Annotated in this window: 34 protein-coding genes and 1 other RNA gene; 34 read left to right on the forward strand and 1 reads right to left on the reverse strand. The window is 57.3% G+C overall.

The window, feature by feature from the left end:
- Positions 1 to 33 precede the first annotated feature (33 nt).
- The 24 genes from LOS15_RS07220 (at position 34) to LOS15_RS07335 (ending at position 16,435) form a co-directional block, all read left to right on the forward strand.
- Positions 34 to 2,094 (forward strand): DNA-binding protein, encoded by a 2,061-nt coding sequence (locus LOS15_RS07220; RefSeq protein WP_263069173.1) that lies wholly within the window; start codon positions 34 to 36, stop codon positions 2,092 to 2,094.
- A gap of 41 nt (positions 2,095 to 2,135) precedes the next feature.
- Positions 2,136 to 2,855 (forward strand): AAA family ATPase, encoded by a 720-nt coding sequence (locus LOS15_RS07225; protein WP_263069174.1) that lies wholly within the window; start codon positions 2,136 to 2,138, stop codon positions 2,853 to 2,855.
- Between the two features lie 2 nt (positions 2,856 to 2,857).
- On the forward strand, positions 2,858 to 3,508 hold the full coding sequence (locus tag LOS15_RS07230; RefSeq protein WP_263069176.1) for a hypothetical protein: 651 nt from the start codon (positions 2,858 to 2,860) through the stop codon (positions 3,506 to 3,508).
- Positions 3,505 to 3,903, forward strand: coding sequence for a hypothetical protein (locus LOS15_RS07235; RefSeq protein ID WP_263069178.1), 399 nt, complete (start codon positions 3,505 to 3,507; stop codon positions 3,901 to 3,903). The genes LOS15_RS07230 and LOS15_RS07235 overlap by 4 nt, the downstream gene beginning before the upstream one ends.
- Positions 3,900 to 4,553 (forward strand): hypothetical protein, encoded by a 654-nt coding sequence (locus LOS15_RS07240; RefSeq protein WP_263069181.1) that lies wholly within the window; start codon positions 3,900 to 3,902, stop codon positions 4,551 to 4,553. The genes LOS15_RS07235 and LOS15_RS07240 overlap by 4 nt, the downstream gene beginning before the upstream one ends.
- Positions 4,550 to 4,981, forward strand: a complete 432-nt coding sequence (locus tag LOS15_RS07245) for a hypothetical protein (RefSeq protein WP_263069182.1) — start codon at positions 4,550 to 4,552, stop codon at positions 4,979 to 4,981. Before LOS15_RS07240 ends, LOS15_RS07245 begins: the two co-directional genes overlap by 4 nt.
- A gap of 2 nt (positions 4,982 to 4,983) precedes the next feature.
- On the forward strand, positions 4,984 to 5,616 hold the full coding sequence (locus tag LOS15_RS07250; protein WP_263069183.1) for a DUF3164 family protein: 633 nt from the start codon (positions 4,984 to 4,986) through the stop codon (positions 5,614 to 5,616).
- A gap of 1 nt (position 5,617) precedes the next feature.
- An RNA gene (locus LOS15_RS07255) (hammerhead ribozyme type II) lies at positions 5,618 to 5,692 on the forward strand.
- A 9-nt stretch (positions 5,693 to 5,701) separates the two neighbouring features.
- Entirely contained in the window at positions 5,702 to 6,106 is a 405-nt protein-coding gene (locus LOS15_RS07260; protein WP_263069185.1) for a hypothetical protein, read from the forward strand.
- On the forward strand, positions 6,103 to 6,525 hold the full coding sequence (locus LOS15_RS07265; RefSeq protein ID WP_263069186.1) for a gp16 family protein: 423 nt from the start codon (positions 6,103 to 6,105) through the stop codon (positions 6,523 to 6,525). Before LOS15_RS07260 ends, LOS15_RS07265 begins: the two co-directional genes overlap by 4 nt.
- Entirely contained in the window at positions 6,512 to 6,946 is a 435-nt protein-coding gene (locus LOS15_RS07270; protein ID WP_263069188.1) for a Mor transcription activator family protein, read from the forward strand. The genes LOS15_RS07265 and LOS15_RS07270 overlap by 14 nt, the downstream gene beginning before the upstream one ends.
- A 46-nt stretch (positions 6,947 to 6,992) precedes the next feature.
- A complete protein-coding gene (locus LOS15_RS07275) occupies positions 6,993 to 7,589 on the forward strand; it encodes a type VI secretion protein (RefSeq protein ID WP_263069189.1) in 597 nt (198 codons plus the stop codon).
- 37 nt (positions 7,590 to 7,626) lie between these two features.
- The gene (locus LOS15_RS07280) at positions 7,627 to 7,968 is read left to right on the forward strand and encodes a hypothetical protein (RefSeq protein ID WP_263069190.1); all 342 of its coding nucleotides are present in this window, start codon (positions 7,627 to 7,629) and stop codon (positions 7,966 to 7,968) included.
- Between the two features lie 40 nt (positions 7,969 to 8,008).
- Complete coding sequence (locus LOS15_RS07285; RefSeq protein WP_263069192.1) at positions 8,009 to 8,539, forward strand: hypothetical protein; 531 nt, start codon at positions 8,009 to 8,011, stop codon at positions 8,537 to 8,539.
- 122 nt (positions 8,540 to 8,661) lie between these two features.
- A complete protein-coding gene (locus LOS15_RS07290) occupies positions 8,662 to 9,027 on the forward strand; it encodes a YcbK family protein (protein ID WP_263069194.1) in 366 nt (121 codons plus the stop codon).
- Positions 9,028 to 9,029: 2 nt separating this feature from the next.
- Positions 9,030 to 9,590, forward strand: a complete 561-nt coding sequence (locus LOS15_RS07295) for a holin family protein (protein ID WP_263069196.1) — start codon at positions 9,030 to 9,032, stop codon at positions 9,588 to 9,590.
- 20 nt (positions 9,591 to 9,610) lie between these two features.
- A complete protein-coding gene (locus LOS15_RS07300) occupies positions 9,611 to 9,955 on the forward strand; it encodes a DUF2730 domain-containing protein (RefSeq protein ID WP_263069198.1) in 345 nt (114 codons plus the stop codon).
- Positions 9,955 to 10,260: an ArsR family transcriptional regulator gene (locus LOS15_RS07305; protein WP_263069199.1), complete on the forward strand. Its 306-nt coding sequence runs from the start codon at positions 9,955 to 9,957 to the stop codon at positions 10,258 to 10,260. Before LOS15_RS07300 ends, LOS15_RS07305 begins: the two co-directional genes overlap by 1 nt.
- Positions 10,261 to 10,263: 3 nt before the next feature.
- On the forward strand, positions 10,264 to 10,812 hold the full coding sequence (locus tag LOS15_RS07310) for a DUF3486 family protein (RefSeq protein WP_263069201.1): 549 nt from the start codon (positions 10,264 to 10,266) through the stop codon (positions 10,810 to 10,812).
- A complete protein-coding gene (locus tag LOS15_RS07315; RefSeq protein WP_263069203.1) occupies positions 10,812 to 12,350 on the forward strand; it encodes a hypothetical protein in 1,539 nt (512 codons plus the stop codon). The genes LOS15_RS07310 and LOS15_RS07315 overlap by 1 nt, the downstream gene beginning before the upstream one ends.
- Positions 12,344 to 13,948 carry a DUF935 domain-containing protein gene (locus tag LOS15_RS07320; RefSeq protein ID WP_263069206.1) on the forward strand — a complete coding sequence of 535 codons (1,605 nt, stop codon included), beginning with the start codon at positions 12,344 to 12,346 and terminating at the stop codon, positions 13,946 to 13,948. Before LOS15_RS07315 ends, LOS15_RS07320 begins: the two co-directional genes overlap by 7 nt.
- Complete coding sequence (locus LOS15_RS07325) at positions 13,938 to 15,104, forward strand: phage head morphogenesis protein (protein ID WP_263069207.1); 1,167 nt, start codon at positions 13,938 to 13,940, stop codon at positions 15,102 to 15,104. Before LOS15_RS07320 ends, LOS15_RS07325 begins: the two co-directional genes overlap by 11 nt.
- Before the next feature lie 114 nt (positions 15,105 to 15,218).
- On the forward strand, positions 15,219 to 15,659 hold the full coding sequence (locus LOS15_RS07330) for a phage virion morphogenesis protein (protein ID WP_263069208.1): 441 nt from the start codon (positions 15,219 to 15,221) through the stop codon (positions 15,657 to 15,659).
- A 155-nt stretch (positions 15,660 to 15,814) separates the two neighbouring features.
- Entirely contained in the window at positions 15,815 to 16,435 is a 621-nt protein-coding gene (locus LOS15_RS07335; RefSeq protein WP_263069209.1) for a sce7726 family protein, read from the forward strand.
- On the opposite strand, the gene LOS15_RS07340 is transcribed toward LOS15_RS07335, so the two are convergent.
- Positions 16,380 to 17,477, reverse strand: a complete 1,098-nt coding sequence (locus tag LOS15_RS07340; RefSeq protein ID WP_263069210.1) for a beta family protein — start codon at positions 17,475 to 17,477, stop codon at positions 16,380 to 16,382. The two genes, LOS15_RS07335 and LOS15_RS07340, sit on opposite strands and share 56 nt — an antisense overlap.
- Before the next feature lie 158 nt (positions 17,478 to 17,635).
- Between LOS15_RS07340 and LOS15_RS07345 the strand changes: the two genes are divergently transcribed.
- The 10 genes from LOS15_RS07345 to LOS15_RS07390 all read left to right on the forward strand — a co-directional run bounded on the left by LOS15_RS07345 (position 17,636) and on the right by LOS15_RS07390 (position 23,540).
- Positions 17,636 to 18,742, forward strand: coding sequence for a phage protease (locus LOS15_RS07345; RefSeq protein WP_263069211.1), 1,107 nt, complete (start codon positions 17,636 to 17,638; stop codon positions 18,740 to 18,742).
- A 36-nt stretch (positions 18,743 to 18,778) separates the two neighbouring features.
- Positions 18,779 to 19,216, forward strand: coding sequence for a hypothetical protein (locus LOS15_RS07350; RefSeq protein WP_263069212.1), 438 nt, complete (start codon positions 18,779 to 18,781; stop codon positions 19,214 to 19,216).
- 14 nt (positions 19,217 to 19,230) lie between these two features.
- On the forward strand, positions 19,231 to 20,133 hold the full coding sequence (locus LOS15_RS07355) for a Mu-like prophage major head subunit gpT family protein (RefSeq protein WP_263069214.1): 903 nt from the start codon (positions 19,231 to 19,233) through the stop codon (positions 20,131 to 20,133).
- 65 nt (positions 20,134 to 20,198) lie between these two features.
- Positions 20,199 to 20,672: an HI1506-related protein gene (locus LOS15_RS07360; protein WP_263069217.1), complete on the forward strand. Its 474-nt coding sequence runs from the start codon at positions 20,199 to 20,201 to the stop codon at positions 20,670 to 20,672.
- 3 nt (positions 20,673 to 20,675) lie between these two features.
- Complete coding sequence (locus LOS15_RS07365; protein WP_263069219.1) at positions 20,676 to 21,086, forward strand: gp436 family protein; 411 nt, start codon at positions 20,676 to 20,678, stop codon at positions 21,084 to 21,086.
- Positions 21,087 to 21,112: 26 nt separating this feature from the next.
- Positions 21,113 to 21,403, forward strand: a complete 291-nt coding sequence (locus LOS15_RS07370) for a hypothetical protein (RefSeq protein ID WP_263069222.1) — start codon at positions 21,113 to 21,115, stop codon at positions 21,401 to 21,403.
- Entirely contained in the window at positions 21,403 to 21,840 is a 438-nt protein-coding gene (locus LOS15_RS07375) for a hypothetical protein (protein WP_263069225.1), read from the forward strand. Before LOS15_RS07370 ends, LOS15_RS07375 begins: the two co-directional genes overlap by 1 nt.
- 2 nt (positions 21,841 to 21,842) lie before the next feature.
- Complete coding sequence (locus tag LOS15_RS07380; protein WP_411537742.1) at positions 21,843 to 22,790, forward strand: phage tail tube protein; 948 nt, start codon at positions 21,843 to 21,845, stop codon at positions 22,788 to 22,790.
- 61 nt (positions 22,791 to 22,851) lie between these two features.
- Complete coding sequence (locus LOS15_RS07385) at positions 22,852 to 23,175, forward strand: phage tail assembly chaperone (RefSeq protein WP_263069229.1); 324 nt, start codon at positions 22,852 to 22,854, stop codon at positions 23,173 to 23,175.
- 47 nt (positions 23,176 to 23,222) lie between these two features.
- Positions 23,223 to 23,540, forward strand: a complete 318-nt coding sequence (locus LOS15_RS07390) for a DUF1799 domain-containing protein (protein ID WP_263069230.1) — start codon at positions 23,223 to 23,225, stop codon at positions 23,538 to 23,540.
- Positions 23,541 to 23,548 lie beyond the last annotated feature (8 nt).

Below are 23,548 nucleotides of genomic sequence, written 5' to 3' on the forward strand. Positions count from 1 at the left end.
GTGCAACGCCCGCCTATTCCAGCGGGGGCGTGTATGAACTGGTACTCCGCCAAAGAACTGGCCGGGCTGCCCGGTATGCCCGGCACCGTCCAAGGTGTTAAGGCCAAAGCTAACGCTCAGCGCTGGGAAGCACAGAAGCGCATGGGTCGCGGCGGCGGTTACGAATACGCCTTTGCCGTCCTGCCCACCGAAACCCAAAACGCCTTGCTTTTGGCACAGGCAGATAACGCCGCGCCAACGCCTGTTAGCACCGTCGCGCCGCAACAGGAAGAACAGCGTCCAGGCCAACTGCAGCTAACCGATGCCCAGCGCCAAGTGATGACGGCCCGTGTCGCGTTCGTTCGCGAGATTGAGCGCATGAGCAAGATGGTCAGCCAGCAGCGCGCTATCGAAACGTTAGTTGCTCACGCCCAAGCCGACGATCTAACGCCGTATCTAAAGCAGCGCGTGGTGTTGGCCAACGACCGTAAAACCGAAACCCGCACCCTCAGCGAGCGCACCCTAAAGCGCTGGATCGCTGACTTTCGCAAGCACGGCGAGCGCGGCCTTGCGCCTAAGCGCCGCCAAGCAGATATGAGCATGCCCGTTTGGGCCGGTGATTTTCTCAAGCGCTACCAGAAGCCGCAGAAGCCCAGCGTAGAAGCTGCTTACCAATTGCTGGTCGAGCAGACCCCACCGCCACACCCCTCTATACACCAGGTGCGCCGCTGGCTTGCCAAGCTTTCACCGGAAGCGCGTGAGCGTGGCCGCATGGGTGCCCATGAGCTTAAAGCGCTACAGCCCTTTAAACGGCGTAAAACAGATGACCTCTGGCCCAACGACGTTTGGGTAGCGGATGGCCATACCTTTGATGCCGAAGTGATCAACCCGCTTACCGGCCAAGCCTTCCGCCCCGAGATCACGCTAATAATTGACTGGGCAACCCGCCGGATTGTTGGCTTTGCCTTAAACCTTGCCGAATCCACCGTAGCCACGCTGGATGCGCTGCGCGATGCCGTTAGCCGCGTGGGCATGTTCAATCTGTTTTACGTCGATAACGGCTCAGGCTTTGACAACGCCACTGTTTATGAAGTGGTAGACCGTTTAGGCGGCACCATTACCCACTCGCTGCCTTATAACTCACAGGCACGCGGCGTGATTGAACGCCCGCACAAAACCATCCTAGTGCGGTTGGCTAAAACCATGGACAGCTATATCGGCGCGGACATGGATAAAGAAGCCGCAACCAAAGCGCACAAGTTAAGCCGCCGCGATATTAAACAGGGGTTAAAGCCCGCGCTAATACCCACGTTTCAAGAATTCTTCGACCGCTTAAACGATGCGTTAGATGTTTATAACCACCGCTCTCATAAAGGGCTGCCCAAAGTACGCGACTTAGATAGTGGCAAGTTGCGCCACCAAAGCCCCATGGAAGCCTGGAAGAGCGCCGAGGCAGAAGGCTTTGAAGCGCTGACCGCGCCTTCTGATGTGGTCGCCTCCCTCATGCGCCCACAAGAAGTGCGCAAAACCAACCGTGGCGAAGTGCGCATCAACGGTGGCCTCTACTTCCTGGATGCCCTGCGCGATATGCACGGCGAAGAGATCCGCGTCGCCTGGGACTACCGCGATACCGGCAGCGTCGGAGTTTACACCCTGGAAGGCGAACACCTTGGCGACGCCATTCTCGACGGCAACGCCACCCCCGCCATGCCTGCCACGATGATCCAGCGCGCCGCCGAAAAACGCGAAAAAGGCCAGCTCAACCGCTTGGTGCAGAAAGCCAAGGTGATCACCGGCAGCGATGTGGAAATCAAAACGATTACCCCAGCCGCCCGCCAATCAGACGAAAAGCAGGCAGCCGCAGGCCGGGCCTACGCCAAGCAACTGGCGGATCAAGGCACCCGCTTTCAGATACCCCACAACAAGATGGAGCGTTATCGGCTTTGGAAAAAGCTGGATGCCCAACTTCAGCAAGAAGAGGAAGTGCCGGAAGCCGCCCGTGAATGGCACGACCGTTACCAGCACCACAGTGATTTAAAAGCCATCGCCAAGGTGATGGATGCAGAAATGGATGCAGGTGGGCGGCAACCCACCCGCACCCGACGGGCCGTCTGAACCACGGCCCACGACACCCCAACCTAAGAGAAGGAAGCACTATGAGCGTCAACACCATTGTACCACTCACGAACGTCGGGCTACTCGCCGCAGCCGTTGAAAGCGCCGCCAACCGCCCACCGGAACTGCCTGGTCTAGTGGTTATGTACGGCCCCAGCGGCTACGGCAAAAGCCTAGCGGCTGCCTATGCCGCCAACATGCACCGTGCCTACTACGTCGAGTGCCGCGAAAGCTGGACGAAGAAAGCCTTTGTGGTCGCGGTGCTACGCGAAATGGGCATCATCCCCATGAAAACGCTCAGCGAGATGGTCGACCAGATCGCCGAGCAGCTCTCACGCTCAGGCCGCCCGCTGATTGTGGATGACGTTCAATACGTCATCGACAAAGCCGCCGCCAACGTTCTCACCGACATCTATAACGCCAGCCAAGGCACCCTGATTCTAATTGGTGAAGAGCGCGTGCCCGCGTCAATGGCACGCCTGGAACGCCTGCACAACCGCGTACTGGAATGGGTGCCCGCCCAAGCCGCCAGCCTAGATGACGTCCGCGCCCTGGCTGAAAAGAGCTACCCCGATGTTGAGATCGAAGACGATCTGCTCGAAGCGGTTAACGACCGTGTAAAAGGCTGCCTGCGCCGCGTTGCCGTCAACCTCTACCAGATCCACAGCGAAGCTACCGCTAACGGCTGGACGATGGTCGGCCTGCGGGAATGGGGTGAGCGCGATATCCACACCGGCCAGCCACCGGCGCGGAGGGGCTAAGCATGTCGTTAAAGAACGTTGCAAAGCGTAAAACCCTATCCACCCTGGCGGGTGATGTCACGCCCCGCCAGCGCATTTGGGACGCCATTCGCCACCAACATTTAGAAGATGGATTGATCACCATGCAGGGCATCCGCATTGCCCTAAAGCGCCAGCAGCCTAGCCTGAGTGAGAGCCGCATCAGCGACTACCTCCGGGCGCTGATCGCGGGTGGTTTTCTAGTGCGCAACAATCCTGAAGCGCCACCTGCGACAACGGCTATTTATGTGCTCCAGCGCGATGTAGGCGTCGAAGCACCCCGCGTACGGCGTGATGGCACGCTGCCGCCACCGCCAGGGCGCGAGCAGCTATGGCGCACGCTCAAGATCATCGGCACCTGCACCGGGCAAGAGCTGGCAGATGCAGCCAGCACGGCGGTGACGCCGGTGTCTCGCGCCGCTGCAGATGAATACCTAACCATGCTCAGCCGTGCCGAGTACGTGAAAACCGTCAGGGAAGCAAAGCCAGGTTTGCCAGCACGCTTCCAGCTGGTGCCTAGCCGCTGGTCTGGCCCCATGGCGCCGCAAATCCGCCGCACCAAACAGCTCTACGACCCCAACACCGGCGAAATCGTCTACTCGCGAGTGACCAAAACAGAAGGGGGTGAGCCATGAGCACGCCCCTAGACAAGAGCATTCGCCGCACCCGCGCCGTGGATATTTCCAACTGGGGCATCGAGCCGCCCCGCTGGATCACGCTGCTCGCTGATGAGGTACGCGCCACCAACCGCAAGATGGCGGGAGAGCGCATTGGGGTATCCAGGTCAGCGGTCTCTTTGGCACTGGCTAACCGATACCCCAGCCCCTCCACTAGCAGCATCGAAAAGAAGGTTCTGGAAGCGCTGGATGGCCTCCAATGCCCCGCACAACAGCGCATCATCAGCGTGGAACAGTGCCGCGACTACCGCGCTCGCCCAGCGCCCACCCATAACCCCATGGCTATGCGCCTATGGCGCCACTGCCAGTCATGCCCGCACAACCCAGACCGCCAGCAGGGAGACACCCAATGACCCTTAAAGCCACCTGCCCCGAGTGCGGCATGAGCGGCGACATGGCCGCCTTCGTTACCCAGGGTGAACACAACCAGGCGCTAGCGGCAGCGCTTGAAATGCCCTCGCTACTGAGCAGCCGCATCGTGCGCTACCTCGGTATGTTCCGGCCTGCCAGCCGTGCCCTAGCTAGCGCCAAAAGCGCCCGCTTGCTAACCGAGCTGAAAGAGACCATCACCAGCGGTGTGATCGAACGCAAAGGCATCACCCGTGAAGCGCCTATCAAGGTGTGGGTGATGGCGCTAGACCAGCTGCTGGAACGCCCACCCAGCAACCTACCGCTAAGCGGCCACGGCTACCTCTATGAAGTCGTCGCCAACTGCGCCGATCGCCACGCCGGTGACGTGGAAAAGCAGCGCGAAGAGCAGGCGCGTAACGGTTTTCAAAAGAGCGGTGCCAAACAACCCGCAAACCGTGCCCCAGCAGCGCTGCGTGAGCGCTCTACCGATGACGTGCTGGCCGAACATGCCCGCATGGCCAACCGTCAGGCCACGGTAACCACGCCACAAAAAAGCCAACGACACACCACCAAGGCAGCCGAGCAAGCCAACGCCCCCAAGCGCCTCAGTGACCTGCTTAAAGGCGCGGCCAACGCGGGAGACCAGCAATGAGAACCTACAGCGACGCCATCATTGAGCACTACGCCGACCGTTTCATCGCCCTGCGCATTGCCCGCCATGGCGTCAACTTAGCGCAGTACCTGATTAACCCGGCCCAGTTCGAGCGCCTAGCGCTAGAACCTGAACCGCTCCTACCCAAACAGCAAGCTGCCGTGCTGCGCCTTTGGCAGCGCTGGGACACAGGCCTAGCCCAACAACCGAGCGAAAAGAACGACATAGAGACCCAGACCACTGATTGGGACTGGCGCGACCAGCTCGATCAATGGCGTGAGGAAGTGGCTCAATCTGAGCGTGAAGTGTGCCAATTGAGCCAGCGCAACGGCGCCTACGTCGAGCCAATGCGTCACCACCGACACAACCGTGGCAATGCCCGTACCACCTCTAACTTTGAACGCAAGCAAGCCCGCAAAGGAGCCTGAATATGAACACCCCAGTCACTGACACCCAGCAAATACCCGAAGGCTTCCGCATGGATGCCAAGGGCCGCTTGATTCCTGAATCACAGATCAAGCCGATTGATCAGGTACGCGATGAACTCGTGCTCTCGATTGTCGACCGCGCTACCGAGCTGCGCGACCAGCTCAAAGACTTCAAGGCCGATGTGTTTAGCGAGATCGCCGCATTAGTCGAAACCTCCGCCCAGGAGTACGACGTTCAGATCGGCGGCAAGAAAGGCAACGTGCAGCTCGTTAGCTTCTGCGGCAAGTACAAGGTGCAGCGCGCTATCTCCGAAACCATCACCTTTGATGAGCGCTTACAGGCTGCAAAAGGCCTGATTGAAGACTGCCTGCATGACTGGACAACCGACGCCCGCCCCGAGGTGGCCACCATCGTTCAAGACGCCTTCCGCGTCGACACAGCGGGCAACATCCGCACCGGCCAGGTGCTAGGCCTGCGCCGCCTAAATATTCAGGACAAGCGCTGGCTGAAAGCCATGGACGCTATCTCAGATGCTATTCAGGTCACCGGCTCCAAGAGCTACATCCGCATCTATGAGCGCGTCGGCAGCACCGACCAATACCGTCCCATCAGCCTAGATATCGCGGGAGTTTAAAAAGCGAAACGCCCCGCTCTTTTAAAGAGTGGGCGTCTGCCGGGCGTGGTGGCCCAGCACTGATGAGCAGCCAACGAGGTGAGCAATGGATAAGTGGAAAGAGATCAAAGAGCGCTTAGCGCATTTGGGCGGCTCCATTGAGCTGCTGGCCGATGGCCATACGCTGTCGCTGGTCAAGGCGCATGACGGCAAGAAGATCTTCGTTCGTGTCTTTGTTGATGGTGTTGCTAAGGGTGAATGGACAAAGACAGAAGATGGTAAGCCAGTACACCCCGAGGGCCGTTTCTGGCGGCCAATAAAGCGGGCGGCCTACCCCAAAAAGATTTATGCGAAAGCGAAGCGGGCGTTTGGCAAGAAAGAAGCTGACCGCATGGTAACGCCTCGGGTGATCGGCGTTGTGCCGGATTTTAGTACCGAAGGCGCTGTTGTAGCTCACCTGAAAAAGCACTTCCCTGATCTTGAGATCATGGCCGATGAGGTAGCGTCATGATCAGCAAAGGCAAGCTCGCGCAAATCCACATCGCCAAGGCCCAACTGGGCCTAAGCGACGAAGACTACCGTGCCATTCTTGCCCGCACAGCGGGTGTGAGCAGTGCCAAAGAACTCACAAACCGCACTATTGGCGGCGTGATGTTTGAGTTTCGCCGCCTGGGCTTTGAGCCAAAGCCCGCCAAAAAGGCAGGCCGCAAGGCGCCTAACCCACCACGCTCACGGCAGAACGTAATGGCAAAGATCGAAGCGATGCTGACCCATGCGCAGCGCCCCTGGGCATACGCCGACAGCATGGCAAAACGCATGTTTAAAGTTGAGCGGGTGGACTGGCTGGACGATGACCAGCTACACCGCCTAATGACTGGTCTTATCATCGATGCCAAGCGGCAAGGACGGTACCCCGATGACCTCGCATAAGCATAAGGTAGACAACCTAGATTTAGGCTTCGGCATCCCCGCCGATGCGCTGGACTACCTCGACCCGGAGATACTCAAGAAATGGCCGCAAGGCTTGAGCGACATGCTCACCGTGGTCGAGAACGCCCACATCCGTGCCGGTGATGAGCCCAAAGTAGCACGCAGCCGGGCCTTTGCCGCCGTGCGGGCGATCAGCTCGTTTGCCGGTGGCCGTAGCCTTTACGTACCACAAGGCCGCCAGTTAGATCGTGCCCTGCGGGATCGGGAAATATGGGAGCGACACACCGGCGACAACATCCCCCAACTGGTCGAAGACTACGATCTGACCGAAGCGCAGATATATAGCATCCTCGGCGAGCAGCGAAAACTTGCCCGCGCCAGAATGCAGTCAGATCTTTTCGGCGACAGCACAAACGGCTAAGCTAGCCTCAGCCAAATTAGAAATAATAAATAATAAGGGGAACACTGTGCAGAAAATTGCTACTTATGTTGCAACGACATTCGCTTTATTGATTGGGCAAGCGCACGCTTCCGAAGCTTGCACCGATATCTCAAACGACCAGCGCCGCCTAGCTTGTTACGATGCAGAATACCGGCCTGCCATCGAGCGAGAGAATGTATCTGAGTGGAATGTCAGTGAGCAAACTTCACCCATAGACGATAGTAAGACCGTGGTGTTACGTACAACGGCAATTGAGGCGATAGCAGGTCGGTTTGGAAGAGACAGTAGGCCAAACCTGATTCTGCGATGCCACGAAAACAAGACAGTCATGTACTTTGGTTTTGAGCAACACCACATGGCTGATATTCAGGGTTATGGCCGTGTAACGCTAAGGGTCGATCAGCAGAATGCCGTGACGCGAAATATGAAGGCTTCGACAGATAGTAAAGCGCTTGGGCTATGGAACGGCGGCCAGTCGATCCCAGTCATTCGTAGCATGTTCGATGGCGATGTTCTGACCGTACGCGCAACCCCGTTCAGTGAATCACCCATTACCGTTCAATTTCCTATCGCTGGATTAGAAGAAGCTATTTCTCCGCTGCGTGAAGCGTGCAACTGGTAAAGACCGAACTAACTATTATTATTAGAAAAGGTGCACTATGAGAGCGCTCACAGGGATAACAATTATCATTGCCGCGCTGCTGGCTGGTTGCGGCGAGAGCCAAGCCACCAGCAACGTCACCATCAATGAGGAAGCGATTAAGGCTGAAGTGATGGCTGGCAGCACTGCAAAAGACTTCCTAGTGACGGACGATGGCGTCATCTATGTGGGTGTTCTGGATAACGGCAACAACCGCGACGGCTACGCAATGTCTGTATGTGAAACTGTACGGGTAAACGCCACAGGCGAAGGTAGCCGCTTAGTTCGCATTATTGACGTTGCCGCTGTGTCCAGAGGCGAAGGTTTTAAGACGCTGGGGCGTCACCAATGTGACGTTTAGCGGTCACTGTAAAAACATCCTAACTATTAGATGCAAAGCCATGCCAACCACCAAGCTAATCCAAGAGCAAAAGCGTTTAAGAAGACTCGTCCTGTCTGAGTACGACATTATCGAGGCCAAGGATATTTGCCATTACATCTTGAAAAATGGCCTTTGGAATGAAGATGGCACACATGAAAAAAGGTTGCTGGGAAGATCACTCCAAAGCGCGATGGTTATGGCCTACTGTCGCCCGTTTTCTGGAAATAGTAAGACAGAACATACCCTGCCACACCCCAACGTCGATATAGACAAGAAGCTATCGGTAGAGCAGCATGGCCTGCATTTGGACTTAAAGCGGTTACGGCACAAGGTCTTTGCACACACAGATGCTGAGGTTAGGGACTTAGAAGTGGATGTAGCATCGCTTGAAGGTCGCCCTTCTATTGTCACGATGTCAATCGTGCATGAAGCAATGTTCTCTCAGAAAGAGTACATATTAATAAAATCACTATTTGATGTAGTAGAAGACCTCTTTGCTACAGAGCTGAAGAGAATTGAATCGACCTTAACCCCAGGAGATAGTTTTTAGATTTTTTTACTCGCCTACTGAATAAACTCCTAAACCGCTTGATTCCCGCCGCCTAGCCAAACCCCTCTAGCCTGAACCTCACTGCTTTGTGCTTCGCTCACCCGCAATGAGGCTCTCTCGCCATGCCCCGTGACGACATCTCTATCCATTTCCGACGCCGTGAATTTGCCTGCAAATGCGGGTGTGGGTTCGATACGGTAGACCTTGAAACCCTGGTGGTGCTGCAAGACATCCGCGCCCATTTCAACGTCCCCGTCATCATCAACAGCGGTTGCCGCTGCGCTGCCTACAACCAGCGGGTGGGCGGTGCTGCCGCCAGCCAACACGTCTTTGGCCGTGCAGCGGATATTCGCGTTCAGGGCATCGACCCTGGCGTGGTGGCCACCTACGTGGAAACCCAGCACCCGAATGTCAGCGTTGGCCGTTACAGCACCTTCACCCACATCGATACACGCACAAGCGGCCCTGCCCGCTGGCCTCGGGGGTGAGTATGCAATGGCGCGAAATAGCCGACACCGTTGGCGGTATGGCCCCGCTGATCGGCAGCGCCCTCGGTGGCCCTGCCGGGGCAGCCGTGGGCCAACTAGCCGCCAAAGCATTAGGCGTAAACGCCACCCCCGACGCCGTCGCCCAGGCGCTCGGCGACCCTGACGCCGCTATCAAACTCAAGCAGCTCGAAAACGACCACCAGCAAACCCTCACCCGCATGGTGCTAGAAGCCGAAAGCGTGCGCCTTGGCGAGGTTAATAAAACCATGCGTGCCGAAGCCGCCAGTAACGATGCCTATGTGCGCCGTTGGCGGCCCACCTTTGGCTACTTAACGGCGCTTGCCTGGGTTATCCAGTGCGTGGCCATTGCCTGGTCGATTGTGGCCACGCCTGAGCAAGCCGGTGTGGTAGCCCAAGCCGTTACCGCGCTAACCCCCATGTGGGGCGTGGCGCTTGCCATGCTAGGGATTAACGCCACCTGCCGAAGCCGCGATAAACAAGTGGCTGCAGGGCAACAGCCCAGCGGGTTTATGGATGCCGTTGTGAAGCGCGTCGGCGGATAACCAAACAATAAGGGAACACCATGGAGTTAATTAACTGGTCAGCCGCCAAGCTGCTATTTGATGTACTACAAGCCCTGTTTATGGGCGTGATGGCCGTGTACGTGTACTGGCTTAACAAGCACCGCGCCAGCCAAACCGCCATTAAAGGCACCCATGACCGCATTGATGGCGTGGAGAAAAAGGTGGTGAACCTGGAGCACAAAATGGAGCGCCTGCCCAATCACGAAGACCTGAACAAGCTGCAAGAGCAAATGGCGCGTACCAACGTGCTGTTAGCTGAAATTAACGCCAGCCAGAAAGCGACATCGGCACAGGTCAACCGCATGAATGACTATCTGATGAACCAGCCGCGAGGGGGTCACTAATGAGCCAGAGCTTCCAAGACTTTGAAACCGAAGGTCGCCGCCTGGGCATCCTGCGGATTCTCTCACGCCGCGCTCAGTTCACCACCAACGAGTACTCACTCAACGAAGAGCTAAAGGCCCATTACGGTCATCACGTCAGCCGCGACAAGCTGCACGGCGACTTAGCGTGGCTAGATGAACAAGGCCTGGTGATCACACAGCAGCCACGCGCCGGTTGGGTCATTACGCTAACTGGCCGTGGTTCTGACTGCGCGCAAGGCCTTGCCAATGTACCGGGCGTTGCCAAGCCACGCCCAGGAGCATGAGCCATGCCCCCACGCAACAAGGTGTTCGACCTGCCCCAAGAGGTACGCGAACAGCTAAACGAGAAGCTGGTAAGCAGCGGTTTTCAGGGCTACGAAGCGTTAGCCGGTTGGCTAAGCGAGCGCGGTTATAACGTTTCAAAGTCGAGCGTGCATCGCTATGGCCAGGACTTGCAGGAAGAGTTCGAGGAAGCCATGGGTGACGTGCGTAAAACCACCGAGCTAGCCCGCGCCATGGCATCGGAAGGCGAAGACGAAAGCGGCCACTTGATCGACGCGACTGCCCGGATCGTGCAAGACCAGCTGCTGCGTATCTCCATCGCGATGCGTAAAGCTGAGCATGAACCCGATGTGGCAGCAAAGCACCTTTCCAGCGTGACCAAAGCCCTGGCCGATATTGGCCGCGTTTCGCTTAGCCAGAAAAAATGGGCTAAGGAGTTGCGGGTGGAAGTCGCTAAAGAGGCGGCAGAGAAAGCGGAAACCAGCATGGCCACGCAAGGCATGAGCCGTGAAGCCATTGATTCCATCAAGCGCGACATCTTGGGGATTGCCTAATGAGCGCCGCACCTTCTACAGCGCCCGCAGCCGCGCTACCTGAATCCGTTCTGCTGCCTTACCAAAAGGCATGGATCGAAGACACCTCCGATCTCAAGATCGCCGAGAAAAGCCGCCGTACCGGCTTAACCTGGGGCGAAGCCGCCGATGCCGTACTAACGGCCAGCAGTGCCAAAGCTGCCGGGGGCACCAACCACTTCTATGTGGGCAGCAACAAAGACATGGCCATCGAATTTATCGATGCCTGCGCCATGTGGGCCAAGGCATTCAACCGCGCTGCCAGCCACATCCAGGAAGAGCTGTACCAAGATGAGGATAAAGACATCCTCACCTTCAACATCCACTTTGCTAGCGGCTTCAAAATCCAAGCGCTTAGCTCGCGCCCCAGCAACATGCGTGGCCGCCAGGGTAACGTCACCATTGACGAAGCCGCGTTCCATGACCAGCTCGCCGAAGTGCTCAAAGCCGCACTAGCCCTCACCATGTGGGGTGCCAAGGTGCGCCTGATCAGTACCCACAACGGCGTCGAGAACGTCTTCAATGAGCTGATCCAGAACAGCCGTGCTGGCAAGCAGCGCTACAGCGTTCACCGCATCACGCTGGATGACGCCTGCGAGCAAGGGCTCTATCAGCGCATTTGCCAAGTGCGCGGCAAGCCCTGGAGCTTGGAAGCGGAAGAGCAGTGGAAAGCCAACCTGCTGAACGACACGGCCTCGCGGGAAGACGCGCTAGAAGAGTACTACTGCGTACCCAAGGCAGGCGGCGGTGCTTACCTTTCCCGCGCCATGATTGAAGCGCGCATGGTCGATGCGCCGGTCATACGCTTTGAAGGCAGCGCCGAATTCAACGCAGTACCCGAGCACTACCGCGCCCTGGAAATAAACGCCTGGTGTATTGAACATCTGCTGCCCCTGCTGGAAAAACTCGACCCCAAGTTGGCTCACTGCTTTGGCGAAGACTTTGGCCGCAGCGGCGATTTAACCGTGATTGCCCCCATGGCCATCACCCAGCAGCTCGTGCGCCAGGTGCCGTTCCTGGTCGAGCTGCGAAACGTACCGTTCAAGCAGCAAGAGCAAGTGCTGTTCTTTATTGCCGACCGCCTGCCAAAGCTACAAGGCGGCGCGCTGGATGGTCGTGGCAACGGCCAATACCTGGCCGAGCAGGCAGCCGAGCGCTACGGCAGCATTGTGGAAGTGGTCATGCTTTCCCAGAGCTGGTACCTGAACAACATGCCCCCCTTCAAAGCCGCGTTTGAAGATGAGCTGATCACACTGCCCCGCGACAGCAACGTGGTCGATGACCTTCGCGCCCTGCAAGTCATCAAGGGCGTGCCCAAGCTGCCCGATGCCAAAACCGGCGACAGCAAAGACCGCCACGGCGATGCCGCTATTGCACTGGCCATGGCGTACTACGCCAGCCTGATGGATATGGTACCGATTGAATTCACCCCCGCGCCCCTGCCTGGTGTTCCTAATCAGGACGACGACAGCGACGACATTGATATGCACGGTTTTGGAATAGGAGGCGGCGCATGGTAAGCCCTAAAGCACTCATCAAGCGGTTATTCGGCAGCGACAGCCAGGCGCTGGAGGAAGAACAAACCCAGGATGCACGTATTGGCCAGCTCAAGCGCGAGTTCGCCGAGCACCCCACCAAAGGGCTAACGCCTGCGCGCTTGTACCAGATATTGGAAGCCGCCGAGCAAGGCGACCTGAAGGCGCAGTCTGAACTCTTTGACGATATGGAAGAGAAAGACGCCCAGATCGGAGCCGACCTGGGCAAGCGTCGCCAGCTAGCCGCCGAGCTTGAATGGCAGATCGTACCGCCCGATAACGCCACCGCTGTAGAGAAGCGCGCCACTGAGCAAGCCATTGAAGTATTCAGCGCGCTGGAAGTCGAAGACCTTATTCTTGATCTCGGTACCGGCATCGGCCACGGCTGGGCCAACCTAGAGCTACCGTGGCAGCGCGACGGCGCACTGCGCTATATCGAACAGCCCACGCTGCGCCCACATTCATGGTTCCGCTTACACCCCGATGACCAGAACTGCATCACCCTTCGCGATAACAGCGCAACCGGTGCCGAGCTGTGGCCACTCGGCTGGGTGCAACACCGCCACCGTGCAAAGTCCGGCTACGTTGCCCGCATGGGTTTACACCGCATGCTGGCATGGCCGTACTTGTTTCAGAACTATGCGCTCGGGGATCTGGCTCAACTGCTGGAAATCTATGGCCTACCGGCACGCATCGGTAAGTACCCGAAAAACGCGACTGAAAAAGAGAAAGCCACGCTGCTGCGTGCCGTCGTCACCTTGGGCCAGAACGCCGCTGGCATTATCCCTGAAGGCATGGCCATCGACTTTACCGAGGCAGCGGGTAAAGGCAGCTCTGCCGATATTTACAAAACGATGATGGATTGGTGCGAACGCGCCAAGGCTAAAGCGATTCTAGGCGGCACCTTAACCTCCGGTACCGGTGAAGGTACGAACACAAATGCGCTGGGCAATGTTCACGAGCGAGGGCAAACCAGCCTGATTCGCTCCGACGTGCGCCAATACGCGGGCAGTATCCGCAATAGCATCCTGTGGCCCATGGCGGCGCTTAACTTCGGTATTGATAAGCCAAACCGCGCCCCCCGTTTCTTTTTGGATACGGGCGAAACCGAGGATCTTGAACGCCTATCGAAGTCACTGCCCACCTTTGTGGACATGGGCGCGAAGATCCCGCTGTGGTGGCTTCATGAGAAAAGCGGCATCCCCAAAGCCGCCGAAGGTGAAGAGGTGCTGATGCCAAAGGCAGCGCCAAATTCCTTTGGTGCGCTACGTTTGGCACAATCGAACCAGCCGCTCGCCGCATTGCGGCAGGCGCCCACACAGCCAGGCCAACCCAGCTACTACCGTGACGCCACCCTCGACCAGCTCGACGACCAGGCGCAGCCGATTGTTGATAGTTGGGTCAACCTGGTGCAGCAGCTCGCCGAGCAAGCGGGAAGCCTAGAGCAGCTGCAAGAGATGATCGCCACGGCCTTTGATGACTTGGATGAAAGCGAGCTTGCAAGCGTGATGGCCACAGCGTTTGAAGCGGCTGCGTTAGCAGGCAGAGCCACGGTCGATGAGGAAACCGGCAATGCCGATTAGTGCCCAGTTCCGTCGGCCTTTTCCTGAGCAGGTCAGCTTCTTTCGTAACAAGCTGAACTTGCCCACGACCCGCTCCGGGCAAATCACCCGCGACCAAAACGACGCCGCCTTTGTGGTGGCCGGTGCCACGAAAGCCGACCTGCTGGCGGATCTGCGCGGTGCCGTCGATGACGCCATCAGCAACGGCCAAAGCCTCGGCGAGTTCCGCCAGCAGTTCAATGAGATCGTGTCGAAACGCGGATGGACGGGCTGGACAGGCGAAGGCAGCAAAGCAGGTCGCGCCTGGCGCACCCGGCTTATTTACAAGACGAACCTGGATACCAGCTACGCCGCTGGCCGCTGGGCGCAGATGACCGACCCAGATGTGGTGCGCCTGCGCCCGTATTGGCGTTACGTACACAACACGGTCGAGAACCCACGCGTGCAGCACAAGCGCTGGCACAATTTGGTGCTACGCGCCGATGACCCATGGTGGCAAACCCACTATGCGCCCAATGGATTCGGCTGCAACTGCGGTGTGGAAACGCTTAACGAGCGCGGCCTGCGTCGCCTGGGCAAAGACGGCCCGGACACTGCACCGAATGACGGCACCTATGAGCACGTCGATAACACCACCGGCGAAGTCGTCACCGTTCCCAACGGCATCCAACCCGGCTGGGACTACGCACCAGGGCAAACAGCAACCGAGCGTGCGATCGCCGCCCGCCTTAACCGCCTGGATAGTGTAGAGGCCACCATCGCCCGGCAACACGTTACCGACTTGGTAGCAGCGCCTTTATTCAACCGCTTCTGGAATGGCGAGGTGCGAGGCGAATATCCGGTGGCGGTGGTACCACCTGTCGAACGCCAAGTGTTAGGGGCAGAAAGCCCCGTGGTGCTGCTCTCTCAAGAGAGCCTAACGGCGCACAAAATTAGCCACCCCGAGGTGGGGCTTGAGGACTACCGCCGGATTCAGAAGATACTGGATGAAGGCGAGGTGTACCAACGCGAAGGCGAACCAGGGCGCATGGTCTATCTAAGCCTGGGCGAACGGCTATACAGAGCCGCATTAAAGCGCACAGGCGATGGCAAGAAGAACTATTTCCTCACACTGTTTATCGTGAGCGATGAAAAAGCCGAGCGGGAAGTCAGGCAGAAGATGGAGCGTGTGCGCTAGAGAAGAACGTGGTGCAACGCTGGTTCGCCATCCCCAGATACCTCATCTGCTTTCGCAGGGTACACCAGGCGAATATTGGTCTTTTGCACCACACGAACAGTATAGGAGAGAACCGTGATCACCATCAACGCTAATACCGATGCCATCGAACGCGCCATCACCGACCTGATGAGCAAGGGCGAAAATCTCACCGCGCCGATGAAGAGCATCGGTGAAGAGATGATCAACCGCACTCAGCAACGCTTCCGCGATAAAGAAGCGCCAGACGGCACGCCCTGGGCAGCTAACTCCCCCGTCACTGAGAAGCGCAAAGGGCATGGCCGAGTACTCGAAGGCGAGAGCAATGAGCTTTCCAAACAGTTCAGCTACTCGGCTGCTAGCGATAGCGTCGAATGGGGCAGCCTGATGGTCTACGCCGCGATGCAAAACTACGGTGGTACCAAAGCGGAGTTCCCGCATCTCTGGGGCGACATACCAGGGCGTGAGTTTATCGGCTTCTCAGATGACGACGAAGACGAAGTGTTGGGCATCCTCGCTGATCATTTGAGTCTCTAACGCCGCCTCGCAACGTGGCCTTATAAGCGCCGCTAAGGCGCTACCCGCTACGTTGGCCCGGCTTTTATACGTAAGGCGCGTTAGACGTGCGTTAGATGTCGATATACGATTTATTTAAGGTCATGATAGACTCTCGCGCCTAAGGAGTAGGCTACATGAAAGACATTGACATTCGTCGAGCGCTTTTTGCTGGTGCTCTCAAACAGCATCAGTCAGAGCCTGACACTCGCATAGTGGAAGAGCTTGGACTTAACCATGGAGAAGCACGGATCGACGTTGCTGTAGTCAACGGCGTAATCCATGGCTTTGAAATTAAAAGCCAAAAAGACACATTGGAGCGACTCCCAACACAGCTTCCCATTTACTCCGCCTCTCTCGATTATGTAACTTTAGTGGTACATGAAAGTCATGTTAAAAAAGCTTGCGAGCTAATTCCCAAATGGTGGGGAGTACAGGTGGTTAAAGGTACTGCTGAAGCTGTGACATTCCACCAAAGGCGAAGCTCTAAACCAAATCCTTCAGTAGACCCAATGTGCCTGCTTAGGCTTCTTTGGAAAGAGGAAGCACTTCAGATTTTGGAAGATTCGGGAATAAAACGGGGATATAAAAGCAAGCAAAAGGATGTAATCTACAAGAAGATTCTTGATGAATTGAGCCCGACTGTTATCGGGCTCAAAGTTCGTCAAGCATTAAAGTCCAGAGAGAATTGGAGAATAGATTTCACGCCACATAGTTCGGCGCTTGACCCTGTTGAAGCTGTCGAACAACAAAAGTGAGATGGTGGTTGGTAGCGTCACGACGCCATTGAGATGCATTACCTACTGACTCTGTTTTATTAGCTCGCTTGGAGTAAATCTCGTCTCCAAAACTGAAGCCTGCACCTCTATAACAAGGGTGAGCTATTAACTGTTGGCATAAGCCAAAAATTTGCTCAAACCCATATTTTTTAACGCCCCGCCCTTTGAAAATCACCCACGTATCTTCTGATGTATATCGAATATTGGCCGACATTTGCATTGTGCGAGGATCCAAATCCGCTATCTCTGGATGAGCAATTGCATAGTCACCATACAGTGGCAGCCTTTCCAGCCTTCTATTGTGGTAATCCTGCGACACACGTTCCCACATTAGCCAGTCTGCACGTTGGATGGTACTAATTCCAACGCCCTGGCCGGACATATTTTCAGGGAAACCTGAGGCAGCTAAAACAAGAGTTCTCCATTGATTAATATGAGGTAACTGATTAAGTAAGTGGCGGCATGAGATAACTGCCCTATCTATTTCAGCTGCACCTACAGATCCCACATCTAAAACTAGGTCAACATCTTCTGGATGGAGTTCTAACTTTGCAAGTGTTGAATCAAGAAGCTGCGTAAGATCAGGTTCATCACCAGCGGCTTCATCAAGCCTTATGCATACGCCTCGGCCGTCTTTTTGCACCGCTGTTTTTATAACCTGCATTGTCTGGCTGTCATAGCTGGTCCATGCAACAGGTATAGCTTTGACATTCAATGACCGCAGCTCGTCCATGATCCATTCAAGGACATGCGAACCGTCTTGCAAAATCGGAGAGTCAAGCAGCCAACTATCAATCCAGATTGGATCTTCAGTACCCCAATGGGCTTCCATCTGCCTGGGTAATTTAGAAACATGTGCATCTAACTCTACCGGATCGCGAGTCTCGTCATAAACAGTTGGAATTGGAACAACTTCAGCGATTGGTGTAAGCAAAGCCTTGTCTTGGGGGTATAGCTCTTTTAGAGCGGTATATTCACCCTGTTTCCATTTAAGGATTGGAACATAATTTATTTTCTTCATAAGCCACCATGCGAATTAGATTTAGGGTAAGGCTACGAATGTAGCAGCTTGCTAAGCCTTATTTCTATGGTTTCTAATACATACCTTAGTCTTGATGAACAAAAACTCCTAAAGCGCTTTAAATCCACGCCCCGCCCTAAGCCCCCGATCATGGGGGCATGAAAACACAACGCCTTCAAACAAAGCCCCGCGTCGCCGTTTGTGCTCTACGAGTGCAAGCCACCGACGACAAAACGCGCCTGATGCCTGCTGGCACCTTTCACGCACCGCGTGGGGCTGCTGAAGGCACCGGCCCATGGCATCTCTCTGCCGAGCATGCCCAAGCTATCATCCGCTTGGCCGCTGCGCGCAGTACCGACATCGCCATCGACTACGAACACCAAACCCTGTACGCCGAAAAGAACGGCCAGCCCGCGCCCGCTGCTGGCTGGGTCGACCCGCGCTCGCTTGAGTTTCGGGACGATGGCCTTTACGGCGCGATTGCCTGGACGGCCAAAGCCCGCGCAGCGATCACGCCAGGGCCAAATGGCGAACCTGCTGAGTACCTCTACCTCTCCCCCGTTTTTCCCTACGACGCCAACGGCGTGCCGCTCGATCTGCTGCACCTGGCGTTAACCAACACCCCCGCCATTGATGAGGGCGCGGCGCAGCTTGCCGCTGCTCGGATGGCGATTACCCACGACGTCACCAATGACGCCCAGGAGATCGACACCGTGAAACGTGAGCAACTGATTCTGACCCTTGGCCTAGCGGCTGAGGCCACCGAAGAGCAAATTGATGGCGCGATCGCCGCGCTGAAAGCCAGCGCCGCCGATGCCAAGGCATTGCGTGAGGCACTGGGTGCCAAAGATGACGCGAAGCCGGATGAAGCCGTTGCGGCCCTTAAAGCCTCCAGCGCTACCGCCGCCCCCGACATGACGCAGTTTGTGCCTGTGGCCGTGTACCAAGAAACCACCCAGCAACTGGCCGCGCTAAAAGCCAACAGCAACACCGCCGAGCTAGATGCCCTGATCAAGGAAGGCTTGGACGATGGCCGTATTCCCGGCCAAGCCACCGCCGATTGGCTGCGCGTTCAGGGCATTGCCGCTTGTAAAGCCCACCTTGAAGGCGCGCCCAGCATCGCTGCGCTCAAAGCTACCCAGACCCAGGGCAAGCCACCAGAAGGCACCAAAGAAAAAGATGGCGAACTGTCCGACACCGAGCTGGCGGTGTGCAAGGCGATGAACCTAACGCCCGAGCAGTACCGCGCCGCCAACCCAGCGTAATAGCTGGCCACTCTCCACACGCAAGAGGATCACACCGTGACCGCTGCAACCCAAAACCGAAACACCCCGCACCGCTTAGGGCTGTCTCGTGGCCATCTGGTCGCGGCGGCAACCGAAGTGTTTGCAGGCACGATCGCCGTCATCAATGCCGACGGCTTTACCGAGCCAGGCACCACCGCTACCGGCCTCACCGCTGCCGGTGTGTTCGATCACTACCAGGACAACACGTCAGGCGGCGATGGCGACCAGGTCGTGGAAGTGAAACGCGGAAACTTCCGGTTCGATAACTCGGCCAGTACCGACGAGATCACCGCCGCCGACATCGGCCAGGTTTGCTACATCGTCGATAACCAGACCGTCGCCAAAACCGACGGCACCGCCACCCGCTCCCCCGCTGGCATTGTCGACGACGTCGACGACGCAGGCGTGTGGGTCAACATCGACCCGACTAACGGCGTGGCCGCTAGCGCGTAATAAGGACTGCCTACATGGATCTTACTCAATCAAATTTGAAGGTGCTGTTCCAGGCCTACAACGCCGCCTTCCAGCAGGGCTTTACCTCCATGGGGGAACAGGCAGCGCTGTACGAGCTGTTCTGTACCACCGTGCCCAGCACCACTGCCGTGGAAGTGTACCCGTTCCTCAAGAGCCTGCCGCGTATGCGCGAATGGCTGGGCGATCGCGTCATCCACTCGCTCGAAGGTGCCGCCTTCAGCATCACGAACCGTAAGTTCGAGCTAACCGAAGGCGTGCCACGGGATTCCGTAGAAGACGACACCTACGGCCTGTGGTCGCCCATCTTCCAAGAGTTTGGCCGCAGCTCTCGCGAGCATCCCAACGAACTCGCCGTGGAAGTGCTTGAGCAAAACCCCGAGTGCTACGACGGCCAGCCCCTATTCGATACCGACCACCCGGTGCTTGATAAGTCGGGCAAAGAGATCTCTGTCAGTAACGACATGGGCGGCACGGGCGACGCCTGGTACGTGATGGACAACACCCGCGTGATCAAAGCGGTCATGTTCCAGCGCCGTCGTGATTACAACTTCCGCTCGATTACCGATCTCAACGACACGCAAGTGTTTATGACCGATAAGTTCCTGTTCGGTGTGGATGCCCGCGTGAATGGCGGTGCCGGTCTTTGGCAGCTCGCCGTGCGTTCTCGCAAGCCGTTTACCGCCGAGAACTACGAAGAAGCACGCCAGGCACTGACGAAGCTGAAAGGCGACTACGAACGCCCGCTGGCGCTGCGCCACTCGCACACCATGGTACCCAACTCCATGGAAGGGGCTGCTCGTGCCGTGCTGCAAAGCCAGCTGGGCGCTGGCGGTGAGACCAACAAATGGGCCAACACCTCAACGCTGGTGCTGAACCCCTGGTTAACCAGCGCTTAACGGCACGTTAAACCGCCTATCGCAGTGCCTGCCCTCGCGGGCACTGCGCAACGGAGAGCACCCCCATGACCACACGCAAACAAAGCGCCGCTGCCAAGGCCAAGCAAGACAAAGCTGCAGCAGCCGCGACCGAGGCACAGCCTCAAGAACAGGCCGAGCCGGTACCGAAAACGCCAGCGGATGCCGTAGCGCCCAGCGATGAGGAGGAAGCACCAGTGAGCGAAGACGAGGCAGCCACGGTGGAAGCGGCGCAGTCCGAAGCGACCCAGCCCACCGAGGCCCAGGGCAACACCGTCACAGGTGACGGCACCGGCAAAGCGCTACCGCCCATCGAAGAAATGCCAGGCGTGTTCGTGCGCACCAAGCGTCGCATTAAAAGCCGCCGCCGCGCTGGCTTCCGCTTCAACCGCGAAGGTACGGGCATTGCCCTTGAGATGCTGACTAAAGAGCAGCTGAAGCAGCTGCGCGAAGACCCGGCATTGGAGGTGGAAGACTGCACCTTCCCGCTGGAAGAAGCGACCAGCGAGCCGGAGGCTTAACCCATGCCGTATTGCACGAAAGCCGACTTGATTGAGCGCTTTGGCGAGGCCGAGCTGCTCGCCATCGCCCGCGATGAAAGCGGCATGGCCATTGATACCGCCGTGGTGGAACGCGCTTGCGACGACGCCTCTGGCGAGATCGACGGCTACGTCAGTGCAGCGGGCTACCCCGTACCGCTGTCGCCGGTGCCACGCATCGTGATTGCCAACGCCTGCGACATCGCCCGTTACCGGCTCTATGACGAACACGCCACCGACCAGGTGCAGAAACGCTACGACGACGCCGTGAAGTTCCTGCGCTCGGTTTCCCGTGGCGAGGTTCGCCTGGGTATCTCGACCAGCCAAGGAAGCAGCAGCGCAGGCAGCGTGCAAATGAACTCAGGCCGCCAGGTGTTTAACGGCGGTGGTTTCTAGCCCCGCACGATTGGAGACAACAGATCATGAGTGCCAAACAGACCACTAAAGCAGCGGCTGAGCAAAGCGCTGATAAAGACGCACCACCACCACGGCCCCGTGAGGCTGTGCAGGTGCGGGTGAAGACAAAATCACCCGGTGTAAAGCGTCAGGTGTGCGGTGTCATTTTCGAGAACACCTGGAAGTACTTGACTCTGGATGATCGCGGCAGCGCCTACAAAGCCATTGCCCGCGATCCCGCCATGGTGATGGAAAAGGCAACACCGCCACCGAAGCCAGTGGCCACTGAAGAGCCAACAGGCAAAGAGGCCAAGTAATGCTCTCGCTCACGCCGTGGCTTGAACGCCTTAACGCCCTGGAGGGCATTCCCACCGTGCAGCTTGCAGCGGATGTGGAAGCCGCCAAGAGCAACGCGCAACTACCCAACATGATGTTGGTGCTAGGGCGTGAAACCGTCAGCCACGGCGCCATGAGCAACCAGGCGCGCCACCGCGTGAAAACCGAGGTGTTGCTGATCACGGGTATTCGCCGCCGTAACCAACCGCTAGGGCCAGTGGCTACCGTAGGTGACGACGAACTGGCACGGCTGCGCAAGCCAGCCCTTACTCAGTTGATTAACTGGATGCCGCCTGGTTGCGACATCCCCGTGAAATGGCAACGCGGCCAGCTGTTGGCCCTACAAAGCCACGCCCTTTTCTGGGCCGACGTGCTAACCGCCGAATACTTTTGGCCACTTGAGGAGACTTCACCGTGACCATGAAAACGAACCGCCGGGCGATGCGATTCGCCCTTGAATCCGAATACAACGACGGCACCACCACGGTTGACGCGGCGACGGACGCCATCTTGATGCGCGAGATTACCGTCACGCCGTTATCAGGCAGCAATATCGAGCGCAACTTTGTGCGGCCTTATTACGGCAACTCACCGCAGGCACCCGGCGAAAAGCATGTTGAAGCGGTCGTGGAAGTTGAACTCAACACCAGCGGTGAGCTGGGCACGCCGCCGCCCTGGGGCAAGCTGCTGCGCGCCTGTGGCTGGAGTGAAGTGATTGAGGTAGGCGAGCGCGTGATCTATTCGCCGGTCTCTGAAGACGAAGACAGTGGCGTTTTCTTCTGCAATGTAGACGGCAACCTGCACAAAGGTCGCGGTGCGCGGGGAACCCCGGCGTTCACCGTCAATGCTGAAAACATGCCGGTGATCCGCTTCACCTACCGCGCGTTGATCAGCCCCGTGACTCAAGAGCAATTGCCTAACGTCACCCTGAGCCAGTGGCGTGCGGCGTTAGCCGTTAATTCGCTCAATACCGAACCACTTGAATTCATGGGTGCCAGCGTACCGTTTAACCAGTTCTCGCTCGATATGTCAGGTCAGGTCATCCAGAACAAACTCGTTGGCTCAAATAACATCGAGATCACCGGTCGCTCACCTTCCGGCCAGTTGAGTATTGAAGACCCAGGTGTTGGTACGGTGAATTACTTCGAGATGTCGCAAAACGCCGCCACTGGCGCACTGAAGCTCGTGCATGGCAAAACACCTGAAGAACGCATCGAGATCAGCATGCAAAAGGTTGGCATCGAATCACCGAGCTACTCCGACCAAGACGGTATCCAGATGCTGAGCATCAACTACATGCCCGAGCCCACCGAGGGCAACGACGAAGTAGTGATCGTTGTGGGTAACGCGATTCCCGCAACCCCTTAACCATCGGCTAACCAGCACTTAACCAGCATTTCAAGCGCGATTAACCCCAGGAGAAAGACCCGTGTTCAAACTCAATACCAACCGCACTTACAAGCAGTCCGTTCACCTAACCCTGATCGACGAAGCGGGTAAAGACCTCAAGGGCACCTTTACCGCCGTCTTCAAAGTGCTGCCGAACACCGAAACCCGTGAGCTACTGGATGATGCCACGCTCCTAGATCGCGTCCTGGTGAGCGTCTCGGACATCGAAGTGCCCGATGAAACCGGCAAGCCACTGGAGGGCGAAGCACTGCGCGATGCCGTGAAGAACGACCCCGCAGCTGCGTTCGCGCTCATCACGGCCTACCAGGACAGCATCATAAAAAAGAACCGTCGTCGGAACTGATAGAGGCAGGCATCTACTGGGCTGACGCCAATACGGCGACGTCCAACATGGTCAAGGATGACCTCGCCGCCCTTGGGATCACGCTGGGCGGCGAATTGGCCGAAGAAGCCGAAGCCGCTGCCGCCGAGCCGGATCTCTTCGAGGTACTGCCAGAGAACTGGGAAGCCGTGCAGATATTTCTGCGCTGCTGCTACCAGTGGCGATACAGGGCCATGGATGGCCAACGCGAGGCGCTAGATGTGAAAGCGGTGATCAGCGTCATCAATCTCTATCAGCTTCCCCCAGAGCAACAACTTGAGCGGCTGGATCAAGTGCAGCTTATCGAAACAGGCGCGATTAACTTCATGAACCAACCCCGCAACTAACGTTAGAA

Origin of the sequence: Halomonas sp. 7T (assembly GCF_025643255.1) — a bacterium.
GTDB lineage: Bacteria > Pseudomonadota > Gammaproteobacteria > Pseudomonadales > Halomonadaceae > Vreelandella.